Source organism: Mesorhizobium sp. M1143 (assembly GCF_040318435.1).
In the GTDB taxonomy this organism is placed as follows: Bacteria; Pseudomonadota; Alphaproteobacteria; order Rhizobiales; family Rhizobiaceae; genus Mesorhizobium.
Genome location: NZ_JAMYMJ010000057.1, coordinates 1 through 17,368 on the forward strand (window position 1 = coordinate 1; position 17,368 = coordinate 17,368).

Genomic DNA, 17,368 nt, shown 5'->3' on the forward strand with positions numbered 1-17,368 from the left:
CGCGGCGAGGCTGCCCCGCCCCCCCCCCGCGTCACCAGGGCCGCCTGGCGGCAGTTGCTCCGCCACCCACCCCCCGCGGGGGAGGGTAATCACCCCTGCGAACGCCTGAACCGCGCCACCAGCGTGTGGCTCTCCGCGGCATAAGTGAACCTCACCTGCGTCACCGGGTGCTCCGCGCTCCAGGTCCGGCGTTCGACCACCAGGCACGGTGCGCCGGTTGCGACGTCGAGGGCTTCGGCGATATGCCTGTCGGCCGCCACCGCGCGGATGCGGTGCTCGGCCTCACTCCATGGCACGCGGCCGATCAGCCAAGGGCCGGGGGCGATGTCGAGAAACTCCTCCTCGGCGGCTTCCGCGACGGCGGCGAGATTGATCAGCCGCTGTTCGTGCGCGAACGGCCGCTTGCCGGCAAAATGCCGGCATTCAAGCGCCAGCACCTGTCCGGCTGCGTCCAATTCCAGCAAGGCGCGATCCTCGGCGCTGCTGCGCCTTTTCTGCCGCGCCATGCGCTCATAGCGATAGGCCAGCCCAAGCGCTTCGACCTCGATCCTGATGTCGTGGATTTCCAGCACCGCGGCCTGCGACTGCGGCTGGCGGACAAAGCTGCCCGAACGGCGGCGGCGCTCTATCAGCCCGGCCTTGGCCAGTTGCGACAGCGCCTTGTTCACCGTCATGCGCGAGCAATTGTATTCGGCCGTCAACTCGTGCTCGAACGGGATGCGGTGACCCGGCGCCCAGGCGCCGGACATTATTTTCTCGCTGATGTCGGACAGGATGCGCTGGTGCAGCGAACCGCCGCCTTCCACCGCCGCTGTCTCTGATATGCTCATGCCGAAAGCGCCGTCATCACATGGCGAAAGCGCTCGGCGATCGTCTCACGCACTGCATGCCGGCCGCCGCTGACTTGTTTTTTTCCGTGCACCCAGACGCAATCGACCTTGCCGCCATTGGCAAAGATCCATGCGTCGAGGATCGCATCGCCACTTCTTCCGGCCAGCGAAGGATGGTTTTCGTCGAGGGAGACGAAATCAGCCGCGGCGCCGGCGGCGATCCGCGACGGGCCGGCGCCGAGTGCGGTGCTGCCGCCATCGAGGGCGGCGTCGAACAGAGCCCGCCCGGTCGAGCCGCCGGCCACCGCCAGCACATTGCGGGCGCGGTGTGCGAGGCGCTGCGAATATTCGAGCTGGCGCAATTCATCCGGCAGGCCGATCAGCACGTTGGAATCCGAGCCGACGCCGAAGCGGCCGCCATGTTCGATGAACAGAGGTGCTGAAAAGGTGCCGTCGCCGAGATTGGCCTCGGTGATCGGGCAAAGCCCGGCAATGGCGCCGCTTCTGGCCATGCCGGTTGTCTCAGCCTCGGTCATGTGGGTGGCGTGGATCAGGCACCAACGCTTGTCGATCCCGGCATTGGCGAGCAGCCATTCGACCGGTCGCGCACCCGACCACGCCAGGCAATCCTCGACCTCCTTCACCTGCTCGGCGACATGGATGTGGATCGGTCCGTCCGGCGCAATGGCGGCAACAGCGCTGAGTTCCTCCGGCGCCGCGGCGCGCAGGCTGTGCGGGGCGACGCCGACGACAGCCTGATTCAACGCACGAACCGATTCGCGGCTTTTCTCAAGCAAGCGTTCGAACCGATTCACATCGTTGATGAATCGCCGCTGGCCTTCGTTGGGCGCAGCGCCGCCGAAGGAGGAATGGGCATAAAACACCGGCAGCAGCGTCAGGCCGATCCCGGTTTCGCCGGCGGCCGCGGCAATACGTTCGGCCATCTCGGCAAGGTTGGCATAGGGTTTTCCGTCGCGATCGTGGTGGAGATAATGAAATTCGCCGACGCGCGAGAATCCGGCCTCCAGCATTTCGACATAAAGCTGGGCGGCGACCGCCTCGACCTGGTCCGGCGTCATCGACAGCGCGAAGCGGTACATCACCTCGCGCCAGCTCCAGAAGCTGTCGGCGGAGGGACCGCGCAGTTCGGCAAGCCCGGCCATGCCGCGCTGGAAGGCGTGGCTGTGCAGGTTCGGCATGCCGGGCACCAGAATGGCGTGGCGTTCGTCGTCGGCTTGCTGCGAAGAGCCCGGCTCGACTGCCGTGATGCGACTATCGGTCAACGAAATCCGCACCTTGTCGTGCCAGCCATTGGGCAGCAGCGCCTGTTCCGCAAAGATCGCCGTCACGTTTTTCTCCGCATTCCCTGAACAATTGCACTTGCAGTGCTTTTCAATATGTATATACATAATCGCCATCCAATCAAACGGAAAAAGATGATGGCGGCACAGAACAAAAGCCGGGCAGGGGGCCTTCACCTTTGGCGCAATGCGCGCCTGGCAACCATGGCCGAAGGCGACGCCGGACTGGGCATTGTCGACAAGGGCGCGATTGCCGCCCGCGACGGTCTCATCGTCTATGCCGGTCCGGAAGCCGACATGCCGTCAGCGTTGGCTCAGGGCGGCGAGACTACTGATTGCGAAGGCCGCTGGATTACGCCCGGCCTGATCGACTGCCACACCCATCTCATCCATGCCGGCAACCGTGCCAACGAGTTCGAGATGCAGCTGGCCGGCGCCAGCTATGAGGAAGTCGCCCGTGCCGGCGGCGGCATCGTCTCCTCGGTCAAATCCCTGCGTGCCGCGAGCGAAGACGAACTGGTTGCGCAGACTCTCCCGCGCCTTGACGCGCTGATGGCCGAGGGCGTCACCACGGTAGAGGTAAAGTCGGGTTACGGGCTCGATCTCGGAAATGAACGGAAGTCGCTTCGCGCCGCGCGGCAACTGGACAAGCAACGCCCGGTCACGGTCCGCACCACCTTCCTCGGCGCGCATGCGCTGCCGCCGGAAGCAAAAGGCGACAAGGACGCTTTTGTCGATCTCGTCGCCAACACCATCCTCCCCGCAATCGCCGCCGAGGGCCTGGCTGACGCCGTAGACGGCTTTTGCGAGGGCATTGCCTTTTCGCCGGAACAGATTGCCCGCGTCTTCGACAAGGCCAAGGCGCTTGGCCTGCCGGTCAAACTCCATGCCGACCAGCTGTCCAATTTGCATGGCGCCGAACTCGCCGCCCGTTATGGTGCGCTGTCGGCAGACCATCTCGAATACACCGACGAGGCCGGCGCCGCAGCCATGGCCAAGGCCGGCACTGTGGCGACGATCCTACCCGGCGCCTACTATTTCATCCGCGAAACCAGGAAGCCGCCGATCGGCCTGTTTCGCCAGCACGGCGTCAAGATGGCGGTCGCCACCGACAACAATCCCGGGACGTCGCCGCTGACCTCGCTGTTGCTGACCATGAACATGGCCGCGACGCTTTTCGGCCTGACCGTCGAGGAATGCCTGGCCGGCACCACTCGCGAGGCTGCCCGCGCGCTGGGATTGCTCGGCCAGACCGGCACGCTGGAGGCAGGAAAATCGGCCGACCTGGCGATCTGGGACATCGAGCGTCCGGCCGAACTCGTCTACCGCATGGGCTTCAACCCGCTCCATGCCCGCATCTGGAGAGGACAATGACCGAACTTAACCTGAAGCCCGGCAATGCGACGCTGGCCGACTGGCGCGCTATCTATCGCGGCGCCGTGCCGAAGCTCGACGCCTCCTGCCGGCCAAAAATCAAGGCCAGCGCCGAGGCAGTTGCCCGCATCGTCGCCAAGGGCGAGCCGGTCTATGGTATCAATACCGGCTTCGGCAAACTGGCCAGCGTCCGCATTCCGGCCGAGGATCTAGAGGCCTTGCAGCGCAACATCGTTTTGTCGCATGCCGCCGGCGTCGGCGAGCCGATGCCGGTCGCTGTGGTTCGGTTGATGATGGCGCTGAAGCTCGCCAGCCTGGCGCAGGGCGCGTCGGGCGTGCGGCCGCAAACGATCGAGTTGCTGGAAGCGATGCTGGCCAACGACGTCATCCCCGTCGTGCCGGCGCAAGGCTCGGTTGGCGCCTCCGGCGATCTCGCGCCGCTGTCGCACATGACGGCAGTGATGATCGGCGTTGGCGAATGCTTTACCCCGCATGGCCGCTTCCCGGCCAAGGTCGCTTTCGTCTCGCACGGCCTGGAGCCGGTGACGCTTGGCGCCAAGGAAGGCCTGGCGCTGCTCAACGGCACGCAGTTCTCCACCGCCTATGCGTTGGCCGCTCTCTTCGAGGCCGAAGTGCTTTACCAGTCGGCGCTGGTCGCCGGCGCGCTGTCGACCGACGCCGCCAAGGGTTCGGACGCGCCCTTCGATCCGCGCATCCATCTCCTCAGAAAACACCCGGGCCAGATCGAGACGGCGGAAGCGCTGCGCAACCTGATGGCCGGCAGCGCCATTCGTGAATCGCACCGCGTCGGCGACGAGCGCGTGCAGGATCCGTACTGCCTGCGCTGCCAGCCGCAGGTGATGGGCGCCGCGCTCAGTGTGCTGCGTCAGGCCGCCGACACGCTTGGCACCGAGGCCAATGGCGTCACTGACAATCCGCTGATTTTCGCCGAGGACGACACAGCGCTCTCCGGCGGCAATTTCCACGCCGAGCCGGTGGCTTTCGCTGCCGACATGATCGCGCTTGCCGTCTGCGAGATCGGCTCGCTGTCGGAGCGCCGCATCGCCATGCTGGTAGACCCCGCGCTGTCCGGCATGCCGGCCTTCCTGACGCCGAAGCCCGGCCTGAACTCCGGCTTCATGATCCCGCAGGTGACGGCGGCGGCACTCGTTTCCGAAAACAAGCAGAAGGCCTATCCGGCAAGTGTCGATTCCATCCCGACCTCGGCCAACCAGGAAGACCATGTATCGATGGCCGCACACGGCGCTCGCCGGCTGATCGGCATGGTCGAGAATGCGACAGCCGTCATCGGCATCGAACTCCTGGCCGCCGCGCAGGGCTGCGATTTCCATGCACCGCTGGCGTCGAGCGCGGCCCTTGAAGCCGTGCGCAAACTGGTCCGCGCAGAAGTGCCGCATCTCGACAACGACCGACATTTCCATCCCGATATGGAAAAGGCCATCGCCATGGTGCGCAGCGGCGCTGCCATCAAGGCTGCCGGCGCGGTGACACTGCCTTCGATTTCGGGAGTCTGACATGACCGACTGGCTGACAGTGACGGAAGGCACGGCACCCCTGTTGGTGTCCATCCCGCACACGGGTATCGATCTCGCCGGCATCGACAATCGGCTGGTCTCGCCCTGGCTCGGCCGCCGCGATTGCGACTGGTGGATCGACAATCTCTACGATTTTGCCGCCGGCCTTGGCGCGACTGTCGTGCACACGTCGATCTCGCGCACCGTCATCGACGTCAACCGCGATCCCTCCGGCGCCTCGCTCTATCCCGGGCAGACGACAACGACGCTATGCCCGACCGAGACCTTCGACGGCGATCCGCTGTATCTGCCCGGCGCGGAACCGACCCCGTCGGAGATAGACCAGCGCCGCATAGCGTATTTCGTGCCCTACCATGAAATGCTGGCGGCCCAGGCCGTCAGGCTGCGCGGCCTGCATGAGAAGGTCGTCATTTACGATTGCCACTCGATCCGTTCGGTGCTGCCGCGGCTGTTCTATGGCACGCTGCCGGTGTTCAATCTCGGCACCAATGACGGCCAGACCGCGGATCCTACGCTGCAGGCGCTGGTTGGCCAGATCATGGCCGAAAGCGGTGAAAGCAATGTCATCAACGGTCGTTTCAAGGGCGGCTGGATCACCCGCTATTTCGGCAATCCGCAAGGCGGCTACCATGCGCTGCAAATGGAACTTGCCGATCGCGGCTATTTGCGCGAGCCCGAGGGCAAGGGCGAACCGGACAATTGGCCGGTGCCTTATGATGCCGAGTTCGCCGCGCCGATGCGCGCCACACTGACGAAAATCCTCCAATCCGCCATTGACTGGGCCGGGCGCTGAGACGCCGCCTTACTCCAAAGGGACAATGATGAACAATCCTCGCCACAACATCCGCGAAGTGCGCGCGCCCCGCGGCGACAAGCTCAACGCCAAATACTGGACGACCGAAGCGCCGCTGCGCATGCTGATGAACAACCTCGATCCCGATGTCGCCGAAAACCCCAATGAGCTCGTCGTCTATGGCGGCATCGGCCGGGCCGCGCGCACCTGGAACGATTTCGACAGCATCGTCGCCTCGTTGAAGACCCTCAATGAAGACGAGACGCTGCTGGTCCAGTCCGGCAAGCCGGTCGGCGTCTTCCGGACGCACACCGATGCGCCGCGCGTGCTGATCGCCAACTCCAACATCGTGCCGCATTGGGCGACCTGGGACAAATTCAACGAACTCGATAAAAAAGGCCTGATGATGTACGGCCAGATGACGGCCGGCTCCTGGATCTATATCGGCACGCAAGGCATCGTGCAGGGCACCTACGAGACCTTCGTCGAGGCCGGCCGCCAGCACTACAATGGCAACCTTACGGGCAAATGGATCCTGACCGGCGGCCTCGGCGGCATGGGCGGCGCCCAGCCGCTTGCCGCCGTCATGGCCGGCGCCTGCTGCCTCGCCATCGAATGCAATCCGGACTCGATCGATTTCCGGCTGCGCACCCGCTATGTCGACGAGAAGGCCGAGACGCTCGACGAAGCGATGGAAATGATCGAGCGCTGGACCAAGGCCGGCGAGGCGAAGTCGGTCGGCCTGCTCGGCAATGCGGCCGACATCGTGCCGGAAATGTTCAAGCGGGGCATCCGCCCCGACATGGTCACCGACCAGACCTCGGCGCATGACCCGATTAACGGCTATCTGCCCAAGGGCTGGACGATGGCTGAGTGGCGCGAGAAGCGCGTCTCCGATCCCAAGGCTGTCGAGAAGGCCGCCCGCGCCTCAATGCGCGAGCATGTCGAGGCGATGGTCGCGTTCTGGAATGCCGGCGTGCCGACGCTCGACTATGGCAACAACATCCGCCAGGTCGCCAAGGACGAAGGCTTCGAGAACGCCTTTGCTTTCCCGGGTTTCGTGCCGGCCTATATAAGGCCGCTGTTCTGCCGCGGCATCGGCCCGTTCCGCTGGGCTGCTCTTTCGGGCGATCCCCAGGATATCTACAAGACGGACGCCAAGGTGCGCGAACTCACCCCCGGCAACACCCATCTGCACAACTGGCTGGACATGGCACGTGAGCGCATCGCCTTTCAGGGCCTGCCGGCGCGCATCTGCTGGGTCGGCCTCGGCGACCGCCACAGGCTGGGGCTCGCCTTCAACGAGATGGTGGCCAGGGGCGAACTCAAGGCGCCCGTCGTCATCGGCCGCGACCACCTCGATTCCGGCTCGGTGGCTTCGCCCAACCGCGAGACGGAAGCGATGAAGGACGGCTCCGACGCCGTCTCCGACTGGCCGCTGCTCAATGCGTTGCTCAACACCGCGTCGGGCGCAACCTGGGTGTCGCTGCATCATGGCGGTGGCGTCGGCATGGGCTTCTCGCAGCATGCCGGCATGGTCATCGTCGCCGACGGCACGCCGGACGCCGCAAGGCGCCTGCAGCGCGTGTTGTGGAACGATCCGGCGACAGGCGTCATGCGCCACGCCGATGCCGGTTACGACATCGCCATCGAGTGCGCGAAGGAGCACCAGCTCAATCTGCCCGGTATTTTAGGCTGATTGGCTTAAATGATGCGCATCCTACGGGCCGCCGACTACCGCGTCATGCCGTGGAAGAATGGCGGCGGCACGACCACCGAGATCGCCGTCTCGCCGGACGGCGCCGGGCTGGACGATTTCGACTGGCGCGTTTCGATGGCGCGAGTCGAGGGCAGTGGCCCGTTCTCGGGCTTTGCCGGCGTCGACCGCACGCTTGCCGTGCTGGAAGGCGAGGGCATCGTCCTCGACATTGCTGGCCGGCGGCCGGCCGAAGTGACGGCGGCTTCCGCCCCGCTGTCCTTCCCGGCCGATGTGCCGACCTCGGCGGCGCTGATCTCCGGTCCGATCACCGACCTCAACGTCATGACCCGCCGCGGGCGGGCCATGCACACGGTCGAGCGCCTGGTGATCTCGGTTCCGACCGATATCCGGCCGACCAGCGCTATGACCCTGATCCTGCCGTTCGACGGTGAGGTCGGCGTGACCGGCGCGACATCGTCGCGCCTCGGACCTCGCGACACGCTGTTGCTCGGACCGCAGGCCGCGAAACTGCGGCTTGAACCGGTGCGGCCGACGATCGTGTTCGTCGTCCGGATAGCCAGCCTGGGCTAGCCGCACCGCCAGCACAACGATTAACGCCTGTTGCCAAACATGATCGCACGCCGGAGAAATCTGGCGTAAGCTGTTGTCTGGATCACGAAAAAGCCCGAATCCTTCCGTCGTTCCAAGGCGGACGGGAGGGCAGGGGTGCTCGTCCTTAAGTTGTCGAAAGCCCCACTTAAAATGTCGAAGGGATAACGCCTCTGGCGTGGTGCGAAGCAAAACTTTCGGCCAGTGTAATCATGCAACCAATTGCATTTGAATCGGTTTTAGGGACATTGCCGTGGCGGTGGCGCCGCATCGCGTCCCCCATGCGGAATTTTCAATGAATATCCAGACAAATCCTGCCCATATCGAAAAGTCCAGCGCCGGCTTCCCGGTCATCACCGAAGAGCCGATACGCTCCAATTTCCTGCCCGAAGAGCGGCTGCGCGCGCTGGGCGAAAGCCTTGCCAAGGGCGACATCAAGGACCTGTTCGGCCTGACGCCGTTCGATTTCCAGGCCCGCATCCGCGACAGCGCCAAGAAAATCCTCGAAGTCTACCGCTCGACCAATGCCGCCCAGGCCAAGGGCGAAACCATCACGCCTGCCGCGCAATGGCTGCTCGACAACAATTATCTCGTCGAGGAGACCATTTTTCAGGTGAAGCGCGACCTGCCGCGCCGTTTCTACCGGCAGTTGCCGACCCTGGAAGTGGCCGATCGCGCCGCGGTGCCGCGCGCGCTGGCCCTGGCCTGGAGCTATGTCGCCCATTCCGACAGTTCGGTTTCGGCGACCATGTTCAAATCCATCGTCGAGGGTTTTCAGTCGGTCGAGCCGCTCAAGATCGGCGAGCTCTGGGCGCTGCCGTCGCTGCTGCGCTTCGTTTTGATCGAGAATCTGCGCCGCATCGCCGTGCGCGTCGACCGCACCAGGCAGATGCGCCATATCGCCAACGAGGTCGCCGACCGCGTGCTGGCGACCGACGACAATGCAGACCGCCGGAAGATCCTGTCGGGCTACGGCGCGCATGCGCAGGACACCACCTTCGCCACCCAGTTGCTCTACCGCCTGCGCGACGGCTCGCAGAATGCCGGCAGGGCGCTGGAATGGCTGGAGGTCGAGCTCGAGAAAACCGGCTCCGACGCCGAGGAAATCATCATTTCCGAGCATCGCACGCTGTCCAGCGGCAATGTCACCACCGGCAACATCATCCGCGGCCTGCGCCTCATCAACGACGTCGACTGGACGGTGTGGTTCGAGGGCGTCAGCCGCATCGACACGCTGTTGCGCGAGCGCACCGATTTCGCCGCGCTCGATTTCTTTTCGCGCGACCAGTACCGCACGTCGATCGAGCAACTGGCGCGCCGTTCCGACCTGTCCGAATTCCGTGTCGCCGAAAAGGCCATCGAGCTGGCCAGCCATGTTCCCGGGGTCACCGATGCCTCCGGCGTGCCGGATGCATCAGCCGATCCGGCCATGCATACCGATGTCGGCTTCTTCCTGGTCGGCCCGCGCCGGCCGGATCTGGAAAAGGCGATCGGCTATCGGCCGCCCTTCCATGTGACCTTCAAGCGCGCCTTCACCGCCACGGGCTGGCTCGGCATCGTTGTGCCGGTCTTCCTGCTGACGGTGCTACTGCTGGTTGTCTCCGGCAATGCGCTTGCCCATCTCGGCCTGTCGGTGGAATCCATCACGCTGATGCTGGCGCTGTTTGCGGTGCCTGCCAGCGAAGGCGCGCTCGCCTTCTTCAACACCGTTGTTTCACTGTTCCTGAAGCCGACGCGGCTCGTCGGCTATGATTACAAGCACGGCATTCCAGCGGCATCACGGACCTTGGTCGTGGTGCCGTCGCTGATCGGCTCGCGCGATGATGTCGAGGAAAACATCCGCAACATCGAGGTGCATCACCTCGCCAACACGGCCGAAGAAATCCATTTCGCGCTGCTGTCCGACTGGCCGGATTCCAAGACCGAGATCGACGCCGCCGACATCGAGATCCTGCAATATGCGCGCGACGAGATCGCCAGGCTCAATGCCCGTTATCCCTCGGAAGGCGCGCCGCGTTTCTATATCCTGCATCGCCGCCGGCTCTACAACCAGGCGCAGGGCGCCTGGATGGGCTGGGAGCGCAAGCGCGGCAAGCTGCATGAGCTGAACCTTCTCTTGCGCGGCGACAGCGACACCACCTTCCTGCCGCTCGACGTGCCGCTGCCGGAAAAGGTCGTCTATGTCATGACGCTCGACGCCGACACGCGCACCACGCGCGACGCCGTGTCGTCACTGGTTGGCAAGCTCGCCCATCCGCTCAACCGCCCGCATTTCGACGCGACAAAGCGCGTCGTCACCGCCGGCTACACCATCCTGCAGCCGCGCATCACAGCCTCGCTCACCAGCGGCGACGACGCTTCCTTCTTCCAGCGCGTCTTCTCGTCCAACAGCGGTCTCGATCCTTACGTCTTTGCCGTTTCGGACCTCTACCAGGACGTCTTCAGCGACGGCTCCTTCACCGGCAAGGGCCTTTATCACGTCGACGCTTTCGAGGCGGCGCTGCAGGGCCGCATCGAGGAAAACACCGTCCTCAGCCACGATCTGCTCGAAGGTGCGCTGGCGCGCGCAGCACTTGTCACCGATGTCGAATTGGTCGAGGACTATCCTACCCGCTACTCAGTCGACGCCTCGCGCCACCACCGCTGGGCGCGCGGCGACTGGCAGCTGCTGCGCTTCATCTTCTCGCCGCGTTCCGGCGTGCCGGCGCTGTCGCGCTGGAAGATGGTCGACAATCTGCGCCGCTCGCTCACCCCGATCTTCTGGGTGATGGCGGCGATCGCCGGTTGGACGCTGCTGCCCTTCACGCAGGCCGCGCAGTGGCAGGCGCTGCTGATCCTGTCGCTGTTCATGGCGCCGACCTTCGATGTCGTCAACGCCATCCTGCCCAAGAGCGGCGACCAGACGCCGCGCGGCCATTTCTCCGCGCTGGCGCACGACACCGTCTTCGGCACGGCCCTTGTGGCGCTGAAAGTTCTGTTGATGGCGCACAATGCCTGGATGATGGGCGACGCCATCGTGCGCACGCTCTACCGCCTGTTCGTCAGCCGCCAGAACCTGCTGGAATGGCGCACCGCGTCGCAGGCGCACAAGGGCGGCGACAACGATATCGGCTCCTATTACAGCATGATGTATGGCGCCGTGATCATCGGCGTCGTCGGTCTCGCTATCCCCGTGTTGGCCGATTCCACCGGTGCCTTCGTCGCCTTCTTCTTCGCTCTGTTCTGGATCGGTTCGCCGGCGGTTGCCTGCTGGATCAGCCGCTCGGCCGAGACCGAGGACCGCCTGCGCATATCGCAGGCCGACATCCACGCGCTGCGCACCGTGGCGCGCCGCACCTGGCATTATTTCGAAACCTTCGTCACGGCCGAGCACCACAATCTGCCGCCCGACAATTTCCAGGAAAGCCCGGCGCCGGTTGTGGCGCCGCGGACGTCGCCGACCAATATCGGCGTCTACCTGCTGTCGGTGGTGTCGGCACGCGATTTCGGCTGGATTGCGCTCTCCGACGCCATCACTCGCATCGACGCCACGATGACGACCATCGAGAGCATGCCGCGCAACCGCGGCCACCTCTTCAACTGGTACGACACGACGACGCTCAAGCCGCTCTATCCGCTTTACATCTCGGCCGTCGACAGCGGCAATCTCGCCGGACATCTGGTCGCGGTGGCGGCTGCCTGCGCCGAATGGGCGGAAGCCCCGTCCGTTCACCTGCAGGGCGATTTCGAAGGCGTCCTCGACACGGTGAGCATCCTCGACGAGAGCCTCGAGGAATTGCCTGACGACCGCCGGCAACTGCGGCCGTTGCGCCAGCGTCTGGCCGACCGCCTCGACGGCATGCGGCGCGCCGTCATGACCATCAAGGCGCAGCCGGAAATGGCCTCGATCCGCACCATCAACCTGGCCGTGCTTGCCGGCGAGATCCGCAAGCTCGCCACCGCCATCCACACCGAGGCCGGATCGCAGCGCAGCGACATTATCGCCGACTGGGCGGCACGGCTGGAAGCGACCTGCGAGGCGCATGTGCATGACTCCCACAGCGACGAAAACGCCGTCGAAGCCTTGCGCGCCAAGCTGCTGGCGCTGCGCGAACGCTGCCGCCGCTATGCCTTCGAGATGGATTTCTCTTTCCTTATGCGCCAGGAGCGCAAACTGCTCTCGATCGGCTACCGGGTCGAGGAGCACCAGCTCGACGAGAGCTGCTACGATCTGCTCGCCTCCGAGGCGCGGCTGACCAGCCTGTTCGCCATCGCCAAGGGTGACCTGCCGACGGAGCATTGGTTCCGGCTTGGAAGGCCGATCGTCGAGATCGGCTTCCAGGGTGCGCTGATGTCCTGGTCGGGCTCGATGTTCGAGTATCTGATGCCGCCTTTGGTAATGAAGGAGCCGCAGGGGTCGATCCTCAACCAGACCAGCAAGCTGATCATCAAGCGCCAGATCCAGTACGCGCGTTCGAAGAACGTGCCCTGGGGCATTTCGGAAGCGGCCTACAATGCCCGCGACCGCGAACTGACCTACCAGTATACCAATTTCGGCGTGCCCGGACTTGGTCTCAAGCGCGGCCTTGGCCAGAACACGGTGATCGCGCCTTACGCCACGATCCTCGCGGCGCAGTTCACACCGCGCGAATCCGTCCAGAATCTGGCCAGGCTGCGCTCCATCGGCGCTCTCGGCCGGCATGGCTTTTACGACGCCGTCGACTTCACGCCGCAGCGCGTGCCGGAAGGCACCGACCATGCCGTTGTCCTGAACTACATGGCGCACCACTCCGGCATGTCGATCGCCGCCGTTGCCGACGCCATCTTCGAGGGCCGGCTACGCGACCGCTTCCACAGCGATCCGGTGATCGAGTCTGCCGAACTCCTGCTGCAGGAGAGGGCGCCGCGCGATATCCCGACCGCCACCGTCAGGACCGAAGCCGACGAACGCTCGAAGGACGAGACCGAGGCCGAGAGCCCGGATTCGCGCATCGTCCTCGACCCGCTGAGGGCGTTGCGCGCCACCAGCGTCATGTCCAATGGCCGCTACTCCGTCATGGTCTCGGCCACCGGTTCCGGTTACAGCCGCTGGGGCGAACTCGCCGTCACCCGTTGGCAGCCCGATCCGACCGAAGACCGGCTCGGCTCCTACATCTTCCTGCGCGACGCCGGCAGCGGCGACTGGTGGTCGGCCACCGCAGAGCCGAAGCAGGCGACCGGCGAGAGAGTGCAGACGCTGTTTTCCGATGACAAGGCGAGCTTCGTCAAAACAGTGGGCTCGCTGCGTTCGGAGGTCGAATGCATCGTCATCTCGGAAGGCAATGGCGAGGGACGGCGCGTCACGCTCTACAATGACGGCGCCACTGACCGGCATATCGAGGTGACCTCCTTTGCCGAGCTGGTGCTGGGCAACGAAGCCTCCGACAATGCCCATCCTGCGTTCTCGAAAATGTTTATCGAGACCGAGATCGCTGCCAACAACGGCGCCATCTTTGCCACCAGGCGCAAGCGCGAGAAGAACGAGCCTGACGTCACCATGGTGCATTTCGTCACCGATCCGTCCGGGTCGGCGCGCGATGCCGAGGCCGAAACCGACCGCCGTGCCTTCATCGGCCGTGGCCGTACCATCGCGGAAGCGGCGGCCTTCGATCCCGGCGCCAAGCTTGGCGGTCACCACGGCTTCACCCTCGATCCGGTAGCGGCCCTGCGCCGCCAGGTGCGGGTGCCGGCCAACAAGAAGATATCGCTGACCTTCTGGACCGCCGTCGGCGCGAACCGCGCCGAACTGGACGAGGCCATCGCCAGGCTCGACCATCCCGAAAGTTTTGCCCGCCAGGCGATGCTTGCCTGGACGCGTTCGCAGGTGCAGACCCGCCATCTTGGTCTCAGCCTGACCGACGCCGCCAACGTGCAGAAGCTGGCGCGCTTCCTGATCTATCCCGATCCGTTCCTGCGCCTGCCCGGCGAATCCATCGCTTCGGGGCTGGGCAAGCAGTCCAGCCTGTGGCCGACCAGCATTTCGGGCGATTTCCCGATCTTCTTAGTCCGCATCGGCGACGTGGCCGACCTCGAAATTGTCGCCCAGGCGCTGCGCTTCCAGGAGTATATGCGCGCCCGCGGCATGATGATCGACTTCGTGGTCGTCAACGAGCAGGCATCGTCCTATGTCCAGGACCTGCAGCGCGCGGTCGAAACGCTGTGCGAAAACAGCCGCCTGCGCGGCAAGGAACTCGGGCCGCGCCAGCACATCTTCGCCGTGCGCCGCGACCTGATGGACGAGGCGACGTACAAGACGCTGCTGGCGGTTGCCCGCGTGGTTCTGCACACCCGCAACGGCACCATCTTCGACCAGATCGAACGCGCCGAGGCGGCAGCCTTGCAAGCACGCGATGCCCTGCAGCCGGCGCCCCCCGCGTCGCTGCGCGAGCCGTCTCTGCCGGTGCCGGCGGCGCCTGCATACCATGCCGCGTCCGACAGCAGCGCCGACGGCAGCGGCCTCAGCCAATGGAACGGCTTTGGCGGTTTCGAGGGCGACGGCCGCCACTATGTCACCCGCCTTGCCGGGCGGCGCTCGACGCCGCAGCCCTGGATCAACGTCGTCTCGAACGCCTCGTTCGGATTCCATGTCTCGGCCGAAGGCGCTGCCTTCACCTGGAGCCGCAACAGCCGCGATTACCAGCTGACGCCATGGTCGAATGATCCGGTCACCAACCGGCCGGGCGAGGGCATCTACATCTACGATCAGGCCAGCGGCAAGGCATTCTCGCCGCTGGCTGCCGTGGTCCGCGATCCCTCGATGACCTATGAGACATGGCACGGCCAGGGCTTCTCCACCTTCCGGTCCAAACGCGGCCCGCTGTCGATGGATCTGACGCACGTCGTCGATCCCGTCGATCCAGTGAAGATCACGCGGCTGCGCATCCAGAACTCAGGCTCGGCGCCGGCGCGGCTGCGCGTCTATGCCTATGCCGAATGGGTTCTCGGCAGCCATCGCTCGAGCACGGCTGCGACCATCATCCCGTCCAGGGATCCAGCGGCTGGCGCGCTTCTGGCGCAAAACCCCTACGGTCTCGATTTCGGCGACCGGGTGGCCTTCCTGGCCGCCACCGGTCCGGTGCATTCGGTGACAGCCGATCGCGGCGAGTTCATCGGCAGGCATGGCACCAGCGCCTTCCCGCACGCCGTCGTCAGCGGAGCCGGCCTGTCGGGCCGCGTCGAGGCCGGCGACGATCCGTGCGCAGCTGTCGCCAGCGATGTCGACATCCCCGCCGGCGGCGACGTCACGCTGGTCTGGCTGCTTGGCGACGCCGCCACATCAGCCGAGGCGAGCGCTTTGGTGCAGACCCATTCGGGCAAGGATTTCGACCAGCGGCTGGCCGACAATGAACGCGTCTGGCGCGGCTTCCTCGACACCATCCAGGTCGAGACGCCCGACAAGGCGCTCGACGCCATGGTCAATCACTGGCTGCCCTATCAGAGCCTGGCCTGCCGCATCCGCGCCCGCTCGGCCTTTTATCAGGCAAGCGGCGCCTTCGGCTTCCGCGACCAGCTGCAGGACACGCTGGCCCTGCTTGCGCATGATCCGAAACTGGCGCGCGACCAGATCCTCAATGCGGCGCGCCGGCAGTTCCCCGAAGGCGATGTCCAGCATTGGTGGTTGCCGCGCACCGACGCCGGCGTGCGCACCATGATCTCCGACGATGTGGTCTGGCTGGCGCATGCCACCAATCGCTACATCGAGGTGACCGGCGATACAGGGATCCTGAAGGAGCAGCTGCCTTTCATCGACGGGCAGGTGCTGGGCGAGGGCGAGCACGACGCCTTCTTCACGCCGGAAATCTCCAAGACGAACGCTTCGCTCTACGACCATTGCGCGCGCGCGCTCGACCTTGCGGTCAAGCGCAGCAGCCCGGCCGGGCTGCCGCTGATCCTCGGCGGCGACTGGAACGACGGCATGAACCGCGTCGGCGAAGCCGGCAAGGGGGAGAGTGTCTGGCTCGGCTGGTTCCTTTTGAAGACGCTGGGCGACTTTACCACCGTGGCCAAGGGGCAGGGCGACACCAAGCGGGCGCAGGCCTGGACAAAACACGCCGATGTGCTGAAGCGGGCGCTGGAAAGCACCGCCTGGGACGGCCAGTGGTATCGCCGCGGCAGCTACGATGACGGCACGCCGCTTGGCTCGCACAATTCGGACGAGTGCAAGATCGACTCCATCGCGCAGTCGTGGAGCGTGCTCTCCGGCGAGGGCGACCCCGCGCGCTCGACCACGGCGATGCAGCAGGCGACGAACCTGCTGGTCGACGACAAGCTCAAGATCGTCAAACTGTTTACCCCGGCCTTCCAGAACACGAGAAAGGACCCTGGTTACATCAAGAGTTATCCGCCGGGCGTGCGCGAGAACGGCGGCCAGTACACCCATGCGGCGACCTGGTTCGTGATCGCGCTCGCCGAAATGGGCCGCACCGACGATGCCTATCGCTGCTTCTCGATGCTGAACCCGGTCAACCATGCGCTCGACGATGCATCGGCCGAGCATTATCGCGTCGAGCCGTACGTCGTCGCCGCCGACATCTATTCCGGTGAGGACAAGGGCGGTCGCGGCGGCTGGACCTGGTATACGGGCTCAGCGGGATGGCTCTACCGTGCTGCGGTCGAAGGCATTCTGGGCATTGAGCGGCGGGGCAAGCAGATCACGTTCCGGCCGAAACTGCCCAGCCATTGGGACGGCTATTCTGCAACGCTGAAGATGCTGGGGGCGGAGGTCAAGGTTCGCGTCATCCGCGACAAAAAGGCCAAATCCATCTCGCTCGAAGTCAATGGAACCAAGACAAAGTCTTCCGGTTTTCAGCCGAAGGCCGGCGACAAGACCGAGGTGGTCGTCAAGATACCCGCGTAAAATCAAGGGCTTCAGATTGTTGACGCGCGCCTTTAGAGGCGCGCGTTTTCTACTTGGGCATGCTCGTGGCGCAGTACGGCGTGCCTTCCCGGATACCGGCGGGCCAAGCGTGCAGTGACTAAAAATGTGGCAGCGCCAGATGCTGCCATGATTTTGCCGCAAGACTGACATTTCACCTTTTATCTCAAACCGTTAGGTGATCACGGCAGATTTCGCAACGTCGTCATCTTTTGTTCGCAGAATGGGAACGGAAGAGGTAGACGGGCATTGTTTTGCGACCCGTTAACCGGTACGTGTCAAGAAATGGTGCGGTGCACAATAATGTTTTGGG

General features: G+C 64.8%; 8 protein-coding genes. 6 read left to right on the plus strand and 2 right to left on the minus strand.

Going from position 1 to position 17,368, the window contains the following annotated elements; translation table 11 throughout:
- Window positions 1-89: 89 nt before the first annotated feature.
- Window positions 90-830, minus strand: coding sequence for a histidine utilization transcriptional repressor HutC (gene hutC, locus NKH35_RS26665; protein ID WP_352916927.1), 741 nt, complete (start codon window positions 828-830; stop codon window positions 90-92).
- Window positions 827-2,179, minus strand: coding sequence for a formimidoylglutamate deiminase (locus tag NKH35_RS26670; protein ID WP_352916929.1), 1,353 nt, complete (start codon window positions 2,177-2,179; stop codon window positions 827-829). Before NKH35_RS26670 ends, hutC begins: the two co-directional genes overlap by 4 nt.
- A 90-nt stretch (window positions 2,180-2,269) precedes the next feature.
- Between NKH35_RS26670 and hutI the strand changes: the two genes are divergently transcribed.
- The 6 genes from hutI to NKH35_RS26700 all read left to right on the plus strand — a co-directional run bounded on the left by hutI (window position 2,270) and on the right by NKH35_RS26700 (window position 17,037).
- Window positions 2,270-3,505, plus strand: coding sequence for an imidazolonepropionase (hutI, locus tag NKH35_RS26675; RefSeq protein ID WP_352916931.1), 1,236 nt, complete (start codon window positions 2,270-2,272; stop codon window positions 3,503-3,505).
- Window positions 3,502-5,040: a histidine ammonia-lyase gene (gene hutH / locus NKH35_RS26680; RefSeq protein ID WP_023724865.1), complete on the plus strand. Its 1,539-nt coding sequence runs from the start codon at window positions 3,502-3,504 to the stop codon at window positions 5,038-5,040. The genes hutI and hutH overlap by 4 nt, the downstream gene beginning before the upstream one ends.
- 1 nt (window position 5,041) lies before the next feature.
- Entirely contained in the window at window positions 5,042-5,854 is an 813-nt protein-coding gene (gene hutG, locus NKH35_RS26685; RefSeq protein ID WP_023682914.1) for an N-formylglutamate deformylase, read from the plus strand.
- Between the two features lie 28 nt (window positions 5,855-5,882).
- On the plus strand, window positions 5,883-7,553 hold the full coding sequence (gene hutU, locus NKH35_RS26690; protein ID WP_502907001.1) for a urocanate hydratase: 1,671 nt from the start codon (window positions 5,883-5,885) through the stop codon (window positions 7,551-7,553).
- A 12-nt stretch (window positions 7,554-7,565) separates the two neighbouring features.
- A complete protein-coding gene (locus NKH35_RS26695) occupies window positions 7,566-8,144 on the plus strand; it encodes a HutD/Ves family protein (protein ID WP_352916956.1) in 579 nt (192 codons plus the stop codon).
- Window positions 8,145-8,457: 313 nt separating this feature from the next.
- The gene (locus tag NKH35_RS26700) at window positions 8,458-17,037 is read left to right on the plus strand and encodes a glycoside hydrolase family 94 protein (RefSeq protein ID WP_352916936.1); all 8,580 of its coding nucleotides are present in this window, start codon (window positions 8,458-8,460) and stop codon (window positions 17,035-17,037) included.
- Window positions 17,038-17,368: the final 331 nt, after the last annotated feature.

Coding starts and splice junctions, on each gene's coding strand:
- hutI (WP_352916931.1), top strand. CDS start 2,270: ATGGCGGCACAGAACAAAAGCCGGGCAGGGGGCCTTCACCTTTGGCGC.
- NKH35_RS26700 (WP_352916936.1), top strand. CDS start 8,458: ATGAATATCCAGACAAATCCTGCCCATATCGAAAAGTCCAGCGCCGGC.
- hutC (WP_352916927.1), bottom strand. CDS start 830: ATGAGCATATCAGAGACAGCGGCGGTGGAAGGCGGCGGTTCGCTGCAC.
- hutU (WP_502907001.1), top strand. CDS start 5,883: ATGAACAATCCTCGCCACAACATCCGCGAAGTGCGCGCGCCCCGCGGC.
- NKH35_RS26695 (WP_352916956.1), top strand. CDS start 7,566: ATGCGCATCCTACGGGCCGCCGACTACCGCGTCATGCCGTGGAAGAAT.
- hutH (WP_023724865.1), top strand. CDS start 3,502: ATGACCGAACTTAACCTGAAGCCCGGCAATGCGACGCTGGCCGACTGG.
- hutG (WP_023682914.1), top strand. CDS start 5,042: ATGACCGACTGGCTGACAGTGACGGAAGGCACGGCACCCCTGTTGGTG.